Below are 16,184 nucleotides of genomic sequence, written 5' to 3' on the forward strand. Positions count from 1 at the left end.
GCCGGATGCCTCAGAACGGCCACCAGTTTCGTGGATGAAGTTTGTCGATGATGGATTCAGCGGCCTTCTTCGCCTCGTTATAGGCGGTGGTCGCATAGCCGCCGACGGTGTTCGCCGCGCCTTCCAGCGCCTTCAGCGCCGTCTCGCTCGTCTTGCCGAGCTTTTTCAGTTCATCGACCGCCGAATTGGCGAGGTTCGTGCCGGACTTGGCAACGCTCGCCAGCCCGTCGATCGCCTGGTTGACGTAGGTGCCGCCCGAATTGGCGATGCGCTTGAGCGAATCGAACGACTGGCTGGCGTAATTGGCCCCGCTCTTGGCGAAGCTTTCCATCGTGGCGACCGCCTTGCCGGCATGGGCCACACCGGATTCGGCGACCCCTGCCACCGCATCCCATGCCCGATCGGCATGTTTGCCGCCGACGCGCATCGCCGCCGCCAGCGAGTCGATCGCCTGATTGGCGTAAGCGCCGCCCTTCTTGGCGATGCTCTCCAACTCGCTGATCGCCGAGCGGCCGACTTCGTTGGCGGCATATTTCGCCGCCCATTCGACGATCGCGGTGGCGCCCGCCGCCTTGCCGTAGAGCTGTTCGACCTTGTCGAGCACCTGCTGCGCCTGCGCGCCGCCCTTGCCGATCAGATCCTGCACGGAATCGCGCACCCACTTCACGTCATTTTCGACGAGGTTGGCCATCTTGTCGATCGCGCCCGGCACGCCGTTGATGACGGCTTCCTTCACCGCGTCCACGGCGATGCGCTGGAAGTTGCCGGCGGCGGTCTTGGCGAGGTTGGTGACCGCGTCGAGGGCGGCGGCCGAGCCCTGTTCGGCGGCCTTGCGGATCGCCCAGGTCGCGCCCTCGACGGTGGCGCCGAGCTTGGCGACCTCGGCCAGCGCGCCGGGCGCATTGTCCTTGATGAGGCGGCCCAGCGCGTCGATCGCGGCGCCGGGGTTGGTGCCAACCTTCAGCACTTCGGTCAGCGCCGTCACCGCGCCCTTCACGCCCGCCCGCGCGACATCCTCCAGCGCGCTGACCGCGACGTTGAGGCCACTCTTGGCGAGGCTCTCGATCTGGTTGAGGGCCCCGGGGATGTCGTTCTTGGCGAAATCCTCGAGCGTGTTCAGGGCGTTGATGCTGCCGTTCTTGGCGGCGTTGCCAAAATCGACGAAGGCATCCTTGGTCGCCGCCGCCGCCTGGTTGATATAGGGCGTGGCGCCCAGATCATCCATCAGCTGGATCGTGGCGTCCTTGGTCCAGTTGAACGCCTTGGTCGGCAGTTCGTAATAATATTTGACCATCCCGTCCTTGAGATCGATCGCCATGTCGGTCACGAGCGACTGGGCGGCATCGGCCATGCCCTTGGTATCACCGGCCCAGATCGCCTTGCCGAGATCGGCGGCGTTCTCGCCCATGTTGATGATGCCCTTCACGTCGAACCCGAAGGTCAGCGGGATCAGGAAGCCGCTGGCGTAGATGTCGACGAACGCCTTTTCGACATTGTCGAACACGTTCACCATCGCCCGCGCGGTCTGCTTCACCTCGGACGGGAAATCGCCGAGGCCGATCGCCTTGGCGGTGCTCTGCTCGGTCATCAGATTGGCGAGGAACTTGACCGGCGTGGCCCAGCTTGGGCTGACGATCGCATAGCCGGCATTGGCATAGGCCTGCTGCCACAATGCGATATTCTTCGGGTCGTCGAACGCGGCCATCACCGATTTGCCGATGCCGGTGCTCTTGGCCGCCTCGAGGCCCTTCTCGAACGCCAGCGAGGCCTTGTCCTTGATTTCCTCGGCGGCGGCGGTCGAAGCGCCCTTCAGGCTATGCGCCAGCGCATCGGCGGCGCTGGACAGGCTCGCCTTGAGATTGCCGGTATAGCCGACTTCGGCGGCGAAGCCGCGCGAGATGTCGGCCGCGTGGGAGGTGATGCTGCCCTTGATGGCGTCGACGATCGCGGCGGGCTTGCCGGCGGCCGAATGATCCTCGAACACCGCCTTGTAGGCCGTCGCCCAGGCCATTCCAGTGGCGCTTTCGGCATCGAGCGTGGGGAAGGCGGCGCGCAGCTTGCCGGCGGCATTGTCGACCAGCGTCTGCATGGACTTGGCCGCATCGGTGGGCGAGCTGGTCGGCAGGCTGAACAAAGCGGTGGTGATGGTGTTCTGCACGTCGTGCAGCACCGCCTCGGGCACGACGACGATGGTGGGCGGAGGAATGACGACCTGCCCGCCGGGCGCGGAGAAGACGGGCACCTCTTCCCGCATCTCGGCGGCGACGAGCATCTTCTTCTTCTGCTCGTCCTCCTGCGTCGAGGTGCCCGGACCGGCACCGCCGACCACCTGATCGAGCGCCTCCAGATCGAGCTTCTCGCCGCCGATATGCTTGTTGGTCGCCATGATGAATTCCCCTCCCGGCGCCGAGTTCGGCCGCGCCCACGCCTGATTGGTCACTCGACAAGCTGACCCGAGACGAGGCGGGAAAACAGGCCCGCGCTGGACATCAGGGAGGAATAAGTGCCGGCTTCTACTATCCGGCCCTTATCCAAAACGATGATATTATCGGCATTTATCACAGTGGAGAGCCGATGCGCGACGACAATCCGCGTGCAACCCAGATGGGCGAGATTGCCCATCACCGCCGACTGCGCCTGATTGTCCAGCGCGCTGGTGGCCTCGTCGAGCAGCAGCACCGCCGGCTTGCGGGCCAGCGCGCGGGCGAGCGCGAGGCGCTGGCGCTGGCCGCCCGAGATGGTCTGCGACCCTTCCGTGACGATCGTGTGCATCCCCATCGGCATCGCGCGGATTTCGTCGGCGATGCCGGCCTGTTCGGCGGCCTCCCAGATTTCGTCCATGCCGCACTCGGTCACGCCGCGCAGATTCTCGAAGATGCTGGTCGGCATCAGCTGCGGCCGCTGCATCACCACGCCGATCTGCTGGCGCACCGTGTCGAGATCGAGGCTGGCGAGATCGTGCTGGTCGTAGAGCACGGCGCCCGACAGCGGCGTCTCCAGCCCGAGCAGCATCTTGAGCATCGTCGACTTGCCCGACCCCGAGGGGCCGACGATCGCGACGAACTCGCCCGGCGCCGCGCTGAAGCTGACGCCCGCGAGCGACACCGGGCTGTCCGGGCCATAGGCGAAGGAGAGGTTCAGCACCTCGATCCCGCCGCTCAGCTCGCCGGGGTTCGACTTCTTCGACTGGAGCGGCGGCGGATTGTCGAGCAGCGGCTGGATGTAGGGGATCGACGCGATCTGGAAGGCGAGCTGCAATATCTGCCGCCCCAGGGTCGCGAGCGAACTGGACGACATGGTGAAGGCTGTGATGAAGCCGAAGAAGCTGCCGACGCCCACCTGCGTAGTGCTGAGTTGGCCGATCAGCACGAACAGGCCCGAAAGCGCCAGCATCGAATAGCCCGCGACGAACGCGCCGTAGCGGTTGGTCACCTTGCGGACGTTGATGAGCTTCATGCGAGATCGGGTGAAGCGATCGGCCCATTTGACGAAGGCGCGTTCCTCGGCCCCGGCCAGCCGCAGCTTGCGGACGCCGTTGGTGAGCGCATGGACGAAGGTGGTGGTCGATCCCTCGGCCGCCTCGCCGGAGGAGAAGGCCTTCTTCTGCGCCACCGCCGCGAACCAGGTGACCAGCGCCAGCACGCCCAGGATCGGGATCGCCACCGCCGCCACGCCCGGCGCCAGCCAGACCATCGTGGCGATATTGACGATCAGATAGCCCGCCGTGACCATCGACTGGTAGGCGGTCATGTGGAAGGCAGCGACGATATTCTCGGCCGTCTGGATGCGCATCGTCAGGTCGGGCGCGGTATAGCGTTGCAGGAAGCCCATCGGCTGGCGCAGCACCCGATCCCACAGCGCCGCCTTCAGGCGCGACGAGGCGCGCGCCCGGATACGCGACATCGATATCGTCCCCGAAAAGACGAAGATGCCGCTGATGAGCGCGAACAGGGCGAGCGCGATGCCCGCCTGGAGCAGCAGCCCGGTCAGATGCTGCGGGATCAGCATTTCGAAGATCACGCGCGACGCCATCGAGGGCGTCGAGGCGAGGAAGGCGCCGAGCAGCGCCGCGCCCACCAAGGTCAGGAAATCGGGCAGGCTGCGCTGCGTGCCGAAGAACAGCAGGTCGCGCAGCTTGATCGGCTTGTCGGGCAGCGGCTGGTAGAGGACGTGCGCGTCCTCGGCGAGCGCGGCCAGATGGGCCGCGTCGAGCGGCAGCGCCTCGCCGCTGGCGGGGATGTGGATGTGATAGCGGCCGCGCCGGTCGCGCAGCAGCGCCACGGGCTGCCGATCCTCACCATAATAGGCCAGCATCTCGTCCATGCCGCGCGCCGGCCAGCCCTCGCCGAGCCGCACCGGCCGCGATTGCAGGCCGGAGGCGCGGAGGATTTCCTCGAGCGACGGCTCCAGCTCCGCCTCGGCCTGTCGCACCGCCGAGGGCGGACGGGCGCGGACGCCCAGCCGGTCGGCCAGCAGATAGATTGCCGAGAAGAGGTTGCGGTTGGCCGCCGCATCCACCTTGTAGGGCGCCTCCGCCCCGACCATCCGGCCGAGATCGCCCATGACGCGCCGGGTATCGGCATCGATCTGCGCGGCACGCCGGCCCCGCCGCAGTCCCTCGTCGGCCTGCTCCAGCCCGATCGCGATGCGGACGACGCCGCCAAGGCCGACCTGCGCGTCGCGCACCGCATCGTTCAGCGCGCCGCGATTGAAGAGCTGCGCGGTGGTGATCGGCACCAGCCGCATCGGCTCGAACGCGCGCACCCAGCCGCCCGGCGCGATCGGGATCAGGTCGATCCCGTATCCGCCGACCGGCATCAGATCGAACATCGCGCCGCTGCCATAGCCGACCCGCCGCCAGCTCAATTCGCGGACGCTGTCGAACACGTGGCCCGCGCCGACGACGATATCCTCGTCGCTCGCCAGATCGCGCGGCGGGCGGCTGTGGATCATCCGCGCGCAGCCCGCGCTCCAATTCTCGAACCACTGGCTGACGCCGGCGATGGTCTTCTCGCGATGCTCGCCGCTCTCGCGCGAGAACAGCATGTCGCGGGTGACGGCTTCGACCTCGCCGCCCGGATCGATGATCGCCTCGAACAGCAGATCGTCGGCCTGCTCGGGCATTCCGAAGACGATGCCGGGCGCCTCGATCGTGAACAGCAGCCGGCGCGCGGTGAGCGGCATCGCGTCGCGCAGCGGTGTCGCGAAGATGTTCGCCCGCCCGCTCTTCAATATCCAGATATCGTCCAGGCAGGTGAGGCAGATCACCTCGGCTGGCGCGAGCGGCTTACGCGGTGTCGGAGCTGGGGCCGGCGGCGGCGGCGCTTCGGGCGCGGGATCGGGGGCGAGTTCGTCGCTCATGCGGTGCGGATCAGGTCGGCGTAGAGGCCATCGCGCGCCATCAGCTGCGCATGGGTGCCGCTCTCGGCCATCACGCCATCCTGCAACACGACGATCCGGTCGGCGGTGCGCACGGTGCTGAGCCGGTGGGCGACCATCAGGCAACCGCAGCCGAGCTTGCGCAGGTTGGCGATCACCGTCTCCTCGGAGGCGGCGTCCAGCGCGGCGGTCGCCTCGTCCATCACCAGCAGGGCAGGGCGGGTCGCGACGGCGCGGGCCAGATCGATCAGCGCGCGCTGCCCGCCGCTGATGTTGGCCCCATCCTCGCTCAGCTTGGCGTCATAGCCGCCCGGCCGCGAGACGATGAATTCGTGTACGCCGACCAGCTTGGCCGCGCCGATGATCGCCTCGTCCGGCAGGGTCGGATCCCACATCGCGATATTGTCGCGCACCGATCCCTCGAAGATCACGATATCCTGCTCGACCACCGAGATCGAATTGCGCAGCAGGTTGCGCGAAATCGTCTGGATCGGCTTGCCGTCGAGCAGCACGTCGCCGCTCCACGGCCGCTCCAGCCCGGCCATCAGCTTGGCGACGGTCGATTTGCCGCTGCCCGACCGGCCGACCACCGCGACCCATTCGCCCGGCGCCACGTCCAGCGTGAAATCGCGCAGCAGGGGCGGATCGAGCGGGCTGTAGCCGAAGGTGGCGCGGCGCAGCGTGGCCGCCCCCGACGCCTGCGAGCTGGCCGAGCGGAAGTCGTTGCTCTCGTCGGCGAATTCCTGCGCCACCGGTTGCGCCATCAGATCGTCGATCTGGGTGAGGTAACCGCGCGCCGTCTGCACCTGTTGCCCCATGCCGACGAGCTGGGTGATGGGGGTCAGGAAGCTCATCATCAGCGCCTGCACCGCCACCAGCACGCCGACCGTGACGCTGCCCGAAATCACCTGAAACCCGCCGATCGTGACGAGCGCGGCGGAGGCGAGGCCGTTCACCACCGCCGGCACCGCCTGCAACCCCAGCCGCACTGGCTGAAGCCCCGCGTTGAGCGTCTCCTGATGGGCCTTGAGGCCGACGATACGGCGGAACAGCAGGGGCTCGGCCCCCGCCGCCTTATATTCGGCGATCATGCGCAGGCCCGATGCGCCCGCGCCGGTGATCTTGGTCTGCTGGATCATCACCGCCTGCTCGCGCTCGGCGAGCGTCCGCGCGATCGTGACGAGCACGGTGATGTTGATTGCGGCGAAGGCGATCGCCAGCAGCCCCAGCCACACGTCGAACGCCAGCAGCACCGATCCGAAGATCAAGGCCGAGGGCAGGCCGAGCAGCGCCGTGCCGACGCCGCCGGTCGCGACCGAGGCGAGCGCCTCGTTATGGCTGACCCGCACCGCCAGTTCGCTGGGCGATCGCTGCCCGAAGAAGCCGATCGGCAGCCGTACCATCCGGTTGAGGAAGGCGCTGGCCGAGGTGACCGACACCTTGGTTTCCAGCCGCAGCAGATAGGTCTGCTGGATGAAGGTCAACATCGCCTGCATCAGCCCGGCCGTCACCATCGCGCCGACCAGCGGCCCCAGCCAGCCGGGGAATTTGCGCACCAGCAGGAAATCGGTGAACATCCGGCTGAAATTGGGCGCCAGGATGCCCGGCACGACCATCACCAGGCTGACCGAGGCCACGAACAGGATCGCCAGGCGGGACTGTTCGTAGCGGCTCTTCAGCCCCTCCCGGATCGATGGCCGGTGCCCCCCGCGCTCGAACCCCGCGTCGGGCGTGAGCGACAGGATCACGCCGGTGTAATTGTGGTCGAATTCCTCGAAGGTGATGCGCTTGCGGCCGGCGGCGGGGTCGTTGATCGCGACATGGCTGCCGCGAAATCCCTCGACCACGACGAAGTGGTTGAAGCCCCAGAAGGCGATGAACGGCACCGGCGTTTCGGCGATCGTCTCGATCGGCACCTTGTGGCCGTCCGCCGCGAGATTGTGCATCCGCGCCGCGCGGACGACGTTGCTGGCGCGGCTGCCATCGCGCGAGACGCCACATTCGGCGCGCAGCTGCTCCAGCGGCACCCAGCGGCCATGATAGCCCAGGATGATGCCCAGGCAGGCGGCACCGCATTCCGCCCGCTCCATCTGCTGGACGATCGGCGTGCGGGCGGAGCGGGCCATGCCGTTCGCCCTACTTCGCGAAGAAGCGGGCGAGCGGCGGAAGGACGAGGCCGAGCAGGCGCTGGTCGCGGGTGACGAATTCGGCCGTCATCGGCATCCCGCTGTCCACGCCGTTGGGCGGGCCGTTGGACGAGGTCCAGCGGAAGCCGGTCGGCGTGGCGGCGCGCTCCAGTTCCACCACCACCTTGAACGGCGCGCCCTGTTCGGAAAGCTGGCGGACGAGCTGGTCGTTCTTCAGCACGCGCATCATGCCGGCGGTGCTGGCGGGCGAGGCGCCCACCTCCAGCACCGTGCCGACGATGAAGCCATATTCATTGGCCTTCACGCCCGATGGCGACACGTCGACCCGCATGCCCTTGCGGATTTCCTTGCCCTGCTCGGCCGGCACGAAGGCGATCGCGTGCAGCTTGCCCTCGTCATGCGCGCCGCCGCCGACGCTCTGTGCCAGCGAGGTGATCGGCGTGCCGATATCGACATATTCGCCGGCGCCGTAGCGCACCTCGGTGATGCGGCCCGAATAGGGGCTGCGGATTTCGCGATCGTTGAGCGCCTGCTGCTCCAGCGGCACGATCTCGGCCTGCAACCGGGCGATGTTCGATCGCACGCCCGCCAGTTCGCGCTGGCGCTGCACGTCCTGCACCTGCCCGTCGCTGGTGGAGAGCACGATCTCGTTGCGCGCGGCCGACAGCTGCTGGCGAATGCCCGACAGTTCGGAATCGTTGCGCAGGATCGCATCCTTGGTGACATAGCCCTTGGCGGCGAGGCTCAGCAGCCCCTGACCGCGCTCGGCCAGCGCGCGCTCCTGCCCGGCGAGGAGCGCGATCCGCTCGCGCGCGGCCCGCACGCGCGAACTTGCTGCCGACCCCTGCGCATTGGCCAGCGCGCCGTTGAGCCCGATCAGCGACCGCTCGTGCGCCTCCGCCTCGGCCAGCTGGGCGCGGCGGATGGCGAGCTGACTGTCGAATTCGGGCTGCGCCTCGGTGGCGATCAGGTCGCCCTTGCGGACGATGTCGCCGGGGCTCACGTCCATCTGGATGATGCGGCCCCGGCTGGAGGTGGTGATCTCGACCAGCCCCTCCTCGTTCAGAAGGACGCCCTTCGCCTTGATCTTGAGCGGCACCTCGACCAGCGCGGCCCAGATCACCGCGCCGAACACCAGGAACGCCAGCGCCGCCAGCTGATACCAGCCCGCCGGCTTGGTGACCGCCATGGCCTGATCGATCGGGTCCGGCCCGAGGCTCCGGGCCATCGCCTTTTCACGAAACATCTGAACGCCCCCCGGCACACGAAGGCGCCGATGGAGACGCTATACCGCCGCCTGATAGCTGACAAGCAAACTGTCCAAGATGTTGCTGTTGCGAAATGATAATCATCATCCGGCATCGATGGCAAATGCCGCGTTCAAGCGCGGTCTCCATGAAATCGTTGCGCCGAAGTGGATCGAACGGGCGCCCTCGCCGTTTCGCGGCCATGAAAATTCGCATTCACACACAGCTCGATTACGAACTGTCGCACCCGACCGACATGCTCCTTCAGGTGGAAGCGGCAATGATCCCCGAACAGACTGTGGAGATGGCGCACATCAATGTGCCGGACGTTCTCCATTTCGCGCGGATCGCGGCGCATGATGACATCGGCGAGCGCATCTGGGTGCGGGCGGAGCGACGGCTCTTGGTGGATTACCGGGCAGTCGTATCGATCGAGCGGCTGCTCGGCGACCTGACGAACCTGCCCGAGATACCACCGCATCAACTTCCGGGTGAGACGGTCCAATATATGATGCCGTCGCGCTTCTGTCAGTCTGATCAGTTCCAGACCTTCGTGGATGCCGAGTTCGGCGAATTGCGCGGCGGGCAGCGTGTCGTGGCCATTCGCGATTGGGTCGCCGGTCACTTCTCCTATGTACCGGGCTCCAGCGCCGGCGATACCACTGCGCTGGAGACTTTCGTGAAACGCCAGGGCGTGTGTCGCGACTATGCCCATGTCGTCACGACGTTGGTGCGGGCATCGGGCATTCCGGCGCGCGTCGCGGCCGTTTACGCCTTGGGCGTCGAGCCGCAGGACTTTCATGCCGTGTCGGAGGTGTTCCTGGGCGGCGAATGGCACCTCGTTGATGCGACGGGCATGGCTGTGGAGGGCGGCATGGCCAAGATCGGCGTCGGCCGCGACGCGGCGGACGTGGCGTTCCTGAGCGCTTATGGTACGGTGAAGATGAACGCCCAATCGGTACAGGTAGAGCCGGTCTGAGCAGCCAGAGCGCCTGCTCCCGCTACGATCCTCATTCCCATCCTCGGCGATCAGCTCACCCACGATCTCGCGGCTCTCCGCGATGCTCCGCCAAGCGATGCCGTCGTCCTGATGATGGAGGTCGCCGACGAGACGACCTACGTCCGCCACCACAAGCGCAAGATCGCGCTGAACCTGGGCCTGCTGACCCCGCTCGAGGTCGCCGGGGCGGCCGCCCGCGCCTATCATGCAGGGGATGTGCCGCTCAACGCGGCGGAGGGCTTCATCCGCCAGATCATCGGCTGGCGCGAATATGTTCGCGGCTATTACTGGATGGAGATGCCGGATGTCGCGGCCGCCAACGCGCTCGGCGCGACGCGGCCGCTGCCCGAATTCTACTGGACCGGCGAGACCGACATGCTGTGCCTCGCCGAAGCGATCCGCAACACCCGCGACCATGGCTATGCCCATCATATCCAGCGGCTGATGGTGCTGGGCAATTTCGCCATGCTGGCAGGCGTCCGGCCGCAGGATGTCGCCGACTGGTTCCTGGTGGTCTACGCCGACGCCTATGAATGGGTGGAACTGCCCAACGTGATCGGCATGAGCCAGCATGCCGACGCCGGCCGCCTCGCCACAAAGCCCTATGCCGGCGGCGGCGCCTATATCGATCGCATGTCGGACCATTGCGGCCGATGTTGCTACGACGTGAAGCAGAAGGTCGGCCTCGATGCCGCCCGTTCAACGCCCTCTACTGGGATTTCCTCGCCCGTCACGAACGCCGCTTCCGCCGCAACCGCCGGATGGTGCACATGTATTCCAACTGGGATCGCATGAAGCCGGAGGTTCGCGACGCCTATCGCGCGAGCGCGGCGGCGTTTCTCGATACGCTCGAACCGGCGGCTGCGGGGTGGGCGAAGTAGCGGGGATGGCGCCGGGAGCTATTTCGCCCGACGTCGACCAGGTTGTCGGGCATCCGCGTGCGGGCCTGTTCCGGGCCAACCCTGGACAGGCCGCCGATCTCGCCGCTTTCTGGATTGGCTGGCTTTCGGCGGCCGCACGACCGCGCTACGATACACGCGAACCCACCGAACGGAAGCCGATGAGCGAATTCAATATCATATCGACGGGCAATGTGGGGCTGGACGCCATCCTGAAGGGCGGCCTCCCCGCCAATCGCCTGTACCTGCTGGAAGGGGCGCCCGGATCGGGCAAGACGACCCTCGCCCTGGAATTCCTGCGCGAAGGGGTGCGGCTGGGGGAGCCGGTCCTCTACATCACCCTGTCGGAGACGCGCGACGAACTGCGCGTCGTCGCGGCCTCGCATGGCTGGACGCTCGACGGCTTCGACGTGTTCGAGCTGGATTCGGCCGATGGCGTGTTCGGCGACGGGCGCGAGCAATCGATCATCCATCCGTGGGAGATGGAACTGGGCGAGACGATCAGGCTGATCCAGGACGAAGTCGAGCGGATCAAGCCGAGCAGGGTGGTATTCGACAGCCTTTCGGAGATGCGGCTTCTGGCGCAGGATCCGCTGCGCTACCGCCGGCAGGTGCTGGCGCTGAAGCAATTCTTCTCCGGCCGGGATTCGACCGTCGTGCTGGTGGACGACCAGACCGGATCGGCCGACGGGCGCGACGCCCATCTCCACAGCCTGTGCCATGGCGTCATCACGCTGGAACGGCTGACGCTCGATTTCGGCGCGGCGCGGCGGCGGATGCAGGTGCAGAAATTGCGCGGCATCGATTTTACCGCCGGCTTCCACGATCTGATGATCCGCAAGGGCGGCGTGGACATCTTCCCGCGCCTGATCGCCGCCGATCACCATGCGGACTATGCAGACGATATGGTTCAGAGCGGCGTGACCGCCGTGGACGAACTGCTCGCGGGCGGGCCGTTGCGCGGCACCAGCATCCTCGTCACCGGGCCGGCGGGATCGGGCAAGACGACGATCGCGCTGCAATATCTCTATGCCGCCTGCGAGCGCGGCGAACCCTCGACGATCTTCGAGTTCGACGAGCGGATAGGCACACTGATGAGCCGCGCCAAGGCTTTCGACCTGGATATCGCGCGCCATGTCGATGGCGGCTGCATGGTGATCCAGCAGATCGACCCGGCCGAAATCTCGCCCGGCGAATTCGCCGCGCGGGTGCGTCGCGAGGTCGAGGAACGCGGCGTGCGGATGATCGTGATCGACAGCCTCAACGGCTATATGGCGGCCATGCCGCAGGAACAGCAGTTGCTGCTCCAGATGCACGAACTGCTGTCCTACCTCAGCCAGCGCGGCGTGGTGACCTTCCTCATCAATCCGCAGCACGGGCTGGTCGGCAGCATGTCGACCAACCTCAACATCTCCTATGTCGCCGATGCGGTGATCCTGCTGCGCTTCTTCGAGGCGGGCGGGCGGGTGCGCAAGGCGATCTCGGTCATCAAGAATCGCGGCGGGATGCACGAGGATTCGATCCGCGAATTCCGCATCGATCGCGGCGGTATCCGCGTCGGCGACCCGCTCAAGGCATTCAAGGGCGTGCTGACCGGCACACCCGAATATGTCGGCTCGGAATCGCCGCTGATGGAAGATCGCGTCGGTGGGGCATAGGTTCGCCGCCGAGGGCCATCGCGTCCTCGTCTGCGCGCCCTTCGGCCGCGACGCCGAAAGCGTGGCCGCGCTGCTGCGCAAGGAGCGCTACGATGTCGATATCTGCCCGGATCCGACAGCGGTGGGCGCTGCGCTGGACGATCATATCGGCGCGGTGCTCATTACCGAGGAGGCGCTGACCGGCGATCTGGAGCCGCTGCGCGCGGCGCTGGCGGCGCAGCCCTCCTGGTCGGACGTGCCCTTCGTGCTGTTGAAGGCGCAGCGCTCGACGCGAAGCCCGGCAGGCACGCCGATCCCGACCCGGCTGATGGATCTCGTCACCAACACGGTGGTGCTGGAACGGCCGCTCGGCGTGGCGTCGCTCGTCAGCGCGATCGCGTCGGCGATGCGGGCACGCCAGCGCCAGTTCGAGATGCGCGACCGCATCGCCGAGCTGGCCGCGTCGGAGGCGGCGCTGCGCGAGGAAAGCCTGGCACTCGAAATCCTCAACCGCACCGGCGAGCGGGTCGCGGCCGAACTCGATCTCGATACGCTGGTACAGGCCGTGGTCGATGCCGGGCGCGAACTGACGGGGGCGCAGGCCGGGGCCTTCTTCTACAATCAGATCAACGATGCCGGCGAAAGCTACCAGCTCTACAGCCTGTCGGGCGTGCCGATCGCCGCGTTCGAGAACTTCCCCATGCCGCGCAACACGGCGGTGTTCGGCCCGACCTTCGCGGGCGAAGGCGCGGTTCGCTCGGGCGACATCACCAAGGACGCCCGTTACGGACGCAACGATCCGCATCAGGGGATGCCGCACGGCCATCTGAAGGTCGTCAGCTATCTGGCGGTGCCCGTGGTGTCGCGCTCCGGCGAGGTGATCGGCGCCTTGTTCTTCGGCCATGCCGAGGCGGACCGGTTCGACGAACGATCCGAGCGGCTGGCGGTGGGGCTGGCCGCCCAGGCCGCCATCGCGATCGAGAATGCCCGGCTGATCCAGGCGGCGCAGCGCCTAAACCAGACGCTCGAACAGAAGGTCGCGGAGCGCACCGAGGCGCTCGAAACCGAAATGGCCAGCCGCGCGCGCGCCGAGGCGGCGCTGCGCCAATCGCAGAAGATGGAAGCGGTCGGCCAGCTTACCGGCGGCATCGCCCATGATTTCAACAATATGCTGACCGGCGTGATCGGCGGGCTCGATATCATCCGGCGCCGCATCGCGGGCGGCCGGATCGACGATATCGATCGTTTCATGGACGCCGCCTCGGCCTCCGCCCAGAGGGCCGCGGCGCTCACCGCGCGCCTGCTGGCCTTCTCGCGCCGCCAGTCGCTCGACGCGCGGCCGGTGGACGTGAACGCGCTGACGGCCTCGCTGGACGACCTGCTGGCCCGCACGATCCATGAGAATATCCAGCTGCGCATCGTCGCCGGCGATGGCGCGCCCCATGCGATCGTTGACGCCAACCAGCTGGAAAACGCGATCCTGAACCTCGCGATCAACGCGCGCGACGCGATGCCGGAGGGCGGGCAGCTGACCGTCGAGGTGAGTGCCGTGGAGCTGGACGAGGCCTATGCCGCCGCCAAGCCCGACATCGTCGCCGGGCGCTATGTGGTGGTGGCGGTGTCCGATACCGGCGTCGGCATGTCGCCCGAGCTGATCGAAAAGGTGTTCGAGCCCTTCTTCACCACCAAGCCGATCGGGCAGGGCACCGGGCTCGGCCTGTCGATGGTCTATGGCTTCGTGCGCCAGTCGGGCGGGCAGGTGCGCATCCACAGCCGGCCGGGGCAAGGCACGTCGGTGAAACTGTATCTTCCGATGAGCGACAGCATCGCGGAATCCGTCGTGGATGCCTCCGTCGCGATCCAGGAGGGCCAAGGCCAGACGGTGCTGCTGGTTGAGGATGACGTCTCGGTGCGGTTGCTGGTGCGCGAAGTGCTGGCCGAGCTGCGCTACGACGTGATCGAAGCCGGGGACGCGGCCGAGGCCATTCCCCTGCTCCAGTCGGGGCGGCCGATCGGCCTGATGGTGTCCGATGTTGGTCTGCCCGGCATGAATGGTCGCCAGTTGGCCGAGATCGCCCGCGAGCATCGGCCCGATCTGCCGATCCTGTTCGTGACGGGCTATGCCGAGAATGCGGCGATCCGCGCAGGCTTCCTTGGTACAAATATGGGCATGATAACCAAACCCTTTGCGCTAGATGCTCTGGCGTCCAAGATTGATGAGATGATAATATAGCGGCTTGTCGTAGTGCGCCTGATCGGACCTCCATTCGACGCGAACGCCGGAAGAGAAGAATTTTAGGGGCGGTTAAAGCCTGAAGGTAAGATGTTCTCCATCTTGGCGGCGTGACGTCTGCTGTGGAATATTCGGCTGACCAGCGCTTTGGGCTTGGGCGTGTCAGGCGCGATTTCGTCGGGAAGGCTCCCAGGCAAGTCATTCCCCGCAGCCTCCATAACTCAAACTCGGCCGCCTTCCTGAAACGTATCGCTGGCAACAAGCGGGTGGCGCAGCGCCGCTGCCGTGCGATGGTGTTGGGCCGGTAATTTGCAACTGGCTGAAAATACGGCGCATGCCGGCTGCGTTGCCCGAAATCGTAACCTGAAAGGTGGTCAGACCGACAGTACGCCGGGCGCACCCTTCCCGACCCTCAATGCGAGTTGGAACTGAAGGATGCAAAGCCCCCGCGCATCATCAACCGACGGCTGCGTGATAAGTGGGGCATGCTTGCGCCGTCGTCAGGGCCGTGCGCCGATCAGGCGATTTCCGCAAAAGTGGAGCGGGTGAAGGGAATCGAACCCTCGTCGTAAGCTTGGGAAGCCTTGGCACGGTAGGATTTCTGCCGTTTTTGCTCATGAAACCTGTGAATCAAAGTGGGAACAGGGTAAGGACGTAACGCGAAAACCTGCGACTCTTACCGCAGTTTTACCGCACCGGCATTTCCAAGCAAATCATTGCCACAACGGCCGCCCCGCCCAACCGGTTGGGAAGCCCATCGCCGAGAGGCCGTTGGTCGGGTGGGTGCCCAGCAACTGCTTGAGCTCGATCATCCATTGCGACTGGGGATCGACCTGCTTGAGCAGATGCCGGATCAGGACCAGCGAGTTGTAGAGGCGCGCTGGACCGGGCGGCGGGGGTTCCAGCGTCGCAACCAGATCGGCCGGCTTCTGCGGCACCTTCATTCGGAGCAGGAAGCCGCGGTTCCACAGACGGCCATGATGCGCGCAGCTGTTGCGGACGGTCGACAGATGCTTGAGCAGCGGCACCAACACCGTCTCGTGAAGCCCCAGAGGCTTGGCGATGGTGTTGCGGAGGGCGCGATCATCGAGCAGCGAGTACCAGCGGGAAAGCTGGCCGAAAGACATCATCTCGGCCACCATCCACACCGGCGGCATGGCGGGATCGTCATAGGTGTCGCGATAATGCGCGATATAGGTTTCGGGCGATGTCCCAACCTCGCGCGCCAGCCGCGACAGATTGTCATGGAACTGGCGGCGGTCGCTGTAGAGCGCCGCGTTCAGATAGCCGTGGGGACCGGCGTGATGGGCCAGTGCGTAGGCCCAGCTCCCCCGGATCGCGACCTCGATGCGCTCGATCGCGCTGAGCACATGCAGCCGCAGCTTGCGGTCGAAATCGTACAGCGCGGTGATCGTCTCGAAGGTGGTGCCGGGGACGAAGCGGGGACCGGCATGACCCTTGGGGTGTTCGAACGGCAACCAATAGGCGCTGAGCCGATAATAACTGACGTGGCGCAGCCAATGCTCGGCGCGCGCGGGATCGGCGACCGTCATCCCCTCCGCCTGGAGGAGGGCGAGTTGCTGCGCGATGGTTAGGGCGGGCTTGCCGAAGGTGCGTGTCACGCCACCAGCCTAATGGAAAC

8 protein-coding genes and 2 pseudogenes are annotated in these 16,184 nt (G+C 66.4%); 5 read left to right on the plus strand and 5 right to left on the minus strand.

Translation table 11 applies throughout. The annotated features are described in order from the left end of the window. Window positions 1–10: 10 nt before the first annotated feature. The 4 genes from PQ455_RS02750 to PQ455_RS02765 are packed head-to-tail and all read right to left on the minus strand — an operon-like array spanning window position 11 to window position 8,754. The gene (locus tag PQ455_RS02750) at window positions 11–2,386 is read right to left on the minus strand and encodes a hypothetical protein (protein WP_273688996.1); all 2,376 of its coding nucleotides are present in this window, start codon (window positions 2,384–2,386) and stop codon (window positions 11–13) included. Between the two features lie 50 nt (window positions 2,387–2,436). Beyond that, window positions 2,437–5,361, minus strand: coding sequence for an ATP-binding cassette domain-containing protein (locus PQ455_RS02755; RefSeq protein WP_273688997.1), 2,925 nt, complete (start codon window positions 5,359–5,361; stop codon window positions 2,437–2,439). Further along, on the minus strand, window positions 5,358–7,505 hold the full coding sequence (locus PQ455_RS02760) for a cysteine peptidase family C39 domain-containing protein (protein WP_273688998.1): 2,148 nt from the start codon (window positions 7,503–7,505) through the stop codon (window positions 5,358–5,360). The genes PQ455_RS02755 and PQ455_RS02760 overlap by 4 nt, the downstream gene beginning before the upstream one ends. 10 nt (window positions 7,506–7,515) lie before the next feature. Continuing rightward, window positions 7,516–8,754, minus strand: a complete 1,239-nt coding sequence (locus PQ455_RS02765) for an NHLP bacteriocin system secretion protein (protein WP_273688999.1) — start codon at window positions 8,752–8,754, stop codon at window positions 7,516–7,518. A gap of 221 nt (window positions 8,755–8,975) precedes the next feature. On the opposite strand from PQ455_RS02765, the gene PQ455_RS02770 reads away from it, so the two are divergent. The 5 genes and pseudogenes from PQ455_RS02770 to PQ455_RS02785 all read left to right on the plus strand — a co-directional run bounded on the left by PQ455_RS02770 (window position 8,976) and on the right by PQ455_RS02785 (window position 14,542). Then, window positions 8,976–9,752, plus strand: a complete 777-nt coding sequence (locus PQ455_RS02770) for a transglutaminase-like domain-containing protein (RefSeq protein ID WP_273691200.1) — start codon at window positions 8,976–8,978, stop codon at window positions 9,750–9,752. 39 nt (window positions 9,753–9,791) lie between these two features. After that, window positions 9,792–9,863, plus strand: a pseudogene (locus PQ455_RS21045) (hypothetical protein); the annotation flags it as partial. Window positions 9,864–9,920: 57 nt separating this feature from the next. Next, a pseudogene (locus tag PQ455_RS02775) lies at window positions 9,921–10,654 on the plus strand (cryptochrome/photolyase family protein); the annotation flags it as partial. Between the two features lie 179 nt (window positions 10,655–10,833). Continuing rightward, the gene (locus PQ455_RS02780) at window positions 10,834–12,330 is read left to right on the plus strand and encodes an ATPase domain-containing protein (protein ID WP_273689000.1); all 1,497 of its coding nucleotides are present in this window, start codon (window positions 10,834–10,836) and stop codon (window positions 12,328–12,330) included. Next, window positions 12,320–14,542 (plus strand): ATP-binding protein, encoded by a 2,223-nt coding sequence (locus tag PQ455_RS02785; RefSeq protein ID WP_273689001.1) that lies wholly within the window; start codon window positions 12,320–12,322, stop codon window positions 14,540–14,542. Before PQ455_RS02780 ends, PQ455_RS02785 begins: the two co-directional genes overlap by 11 nt. A gap of 713 nt (window positions 14,543–15,255) precedes the next feature. Here the strand turns inward: PQ455_RS02785 and PQ455_RS02790 are convergent. Next, complete coding sequence (locus PQ455_RS02790) at window positions 15,256–16,164, minus strand: Abi family protein (RefSeq protein WP_273689002.1); 909 nt, start codon at window positions 16,162–16,164, stop codon at window positions 15,256–15,258. Window positions 16,165–16,184: the final 20 nt, after the last annotated feature.

It is taken from the genome of Sphingomonas naphthae, from assembly GCF_028607085.1.
Taxonomy (GTDB): domain Bacteria; phylum Pseudomonadota; class Alphaproteobacteria; order Sphingomonadales; family Sphingomonadaceae; genus Sphingomonas_Q; species Sphingomonas_Q naphthae.

Excerpts from the sequence above, each read along its gene's own strand:
- PQ455_RS02765 (WP_273688999.1), bottom strand. The coding sequence starts at position 8,754 with ATGGCCCGGAGCCTCGGGCCGGACCCGATCGATCAGGCCATGGCGGTC.
- PQ455_RS02750 (WP_273688996.1), bottom strand. The coding sequence starts at position 2,386 with ATGGCGACCAACAAGCATATCGGCGGCGAGAAGCTCGATCTGGAGGCG.
- PQ455_RS02755 (WP_273688997.1), bottom strand. The coding sequence starts at position 5,361 with ATGAGCGACGAACTCGCCCCCGATCCCGCGCCCGAAGCGCCGCCGCCG.
- PQ455_RS02770 (WP_273691200.1), top strand. The coding sequence starts at position 8,976 with ATGAAAATTCGCATTCACACACAGCTCGATTACGAACTGTCGCACCCG.
- PQ455_RS02780 (WP_273689000.1), top strand. The coding sequence starts at position 10,834 with ATGAGCGAATTCAATATCATATCGACGGGCAATGTGGGGCTGGACGCC.
- PQ455_RS02760 (WP_273688998.1), bottom strand. The coding sequence starts at position 7,505 with ATGGCCCGCTCCGCCCGCACGCCGATCGTCCAGCAGATGGAGCGGGCG.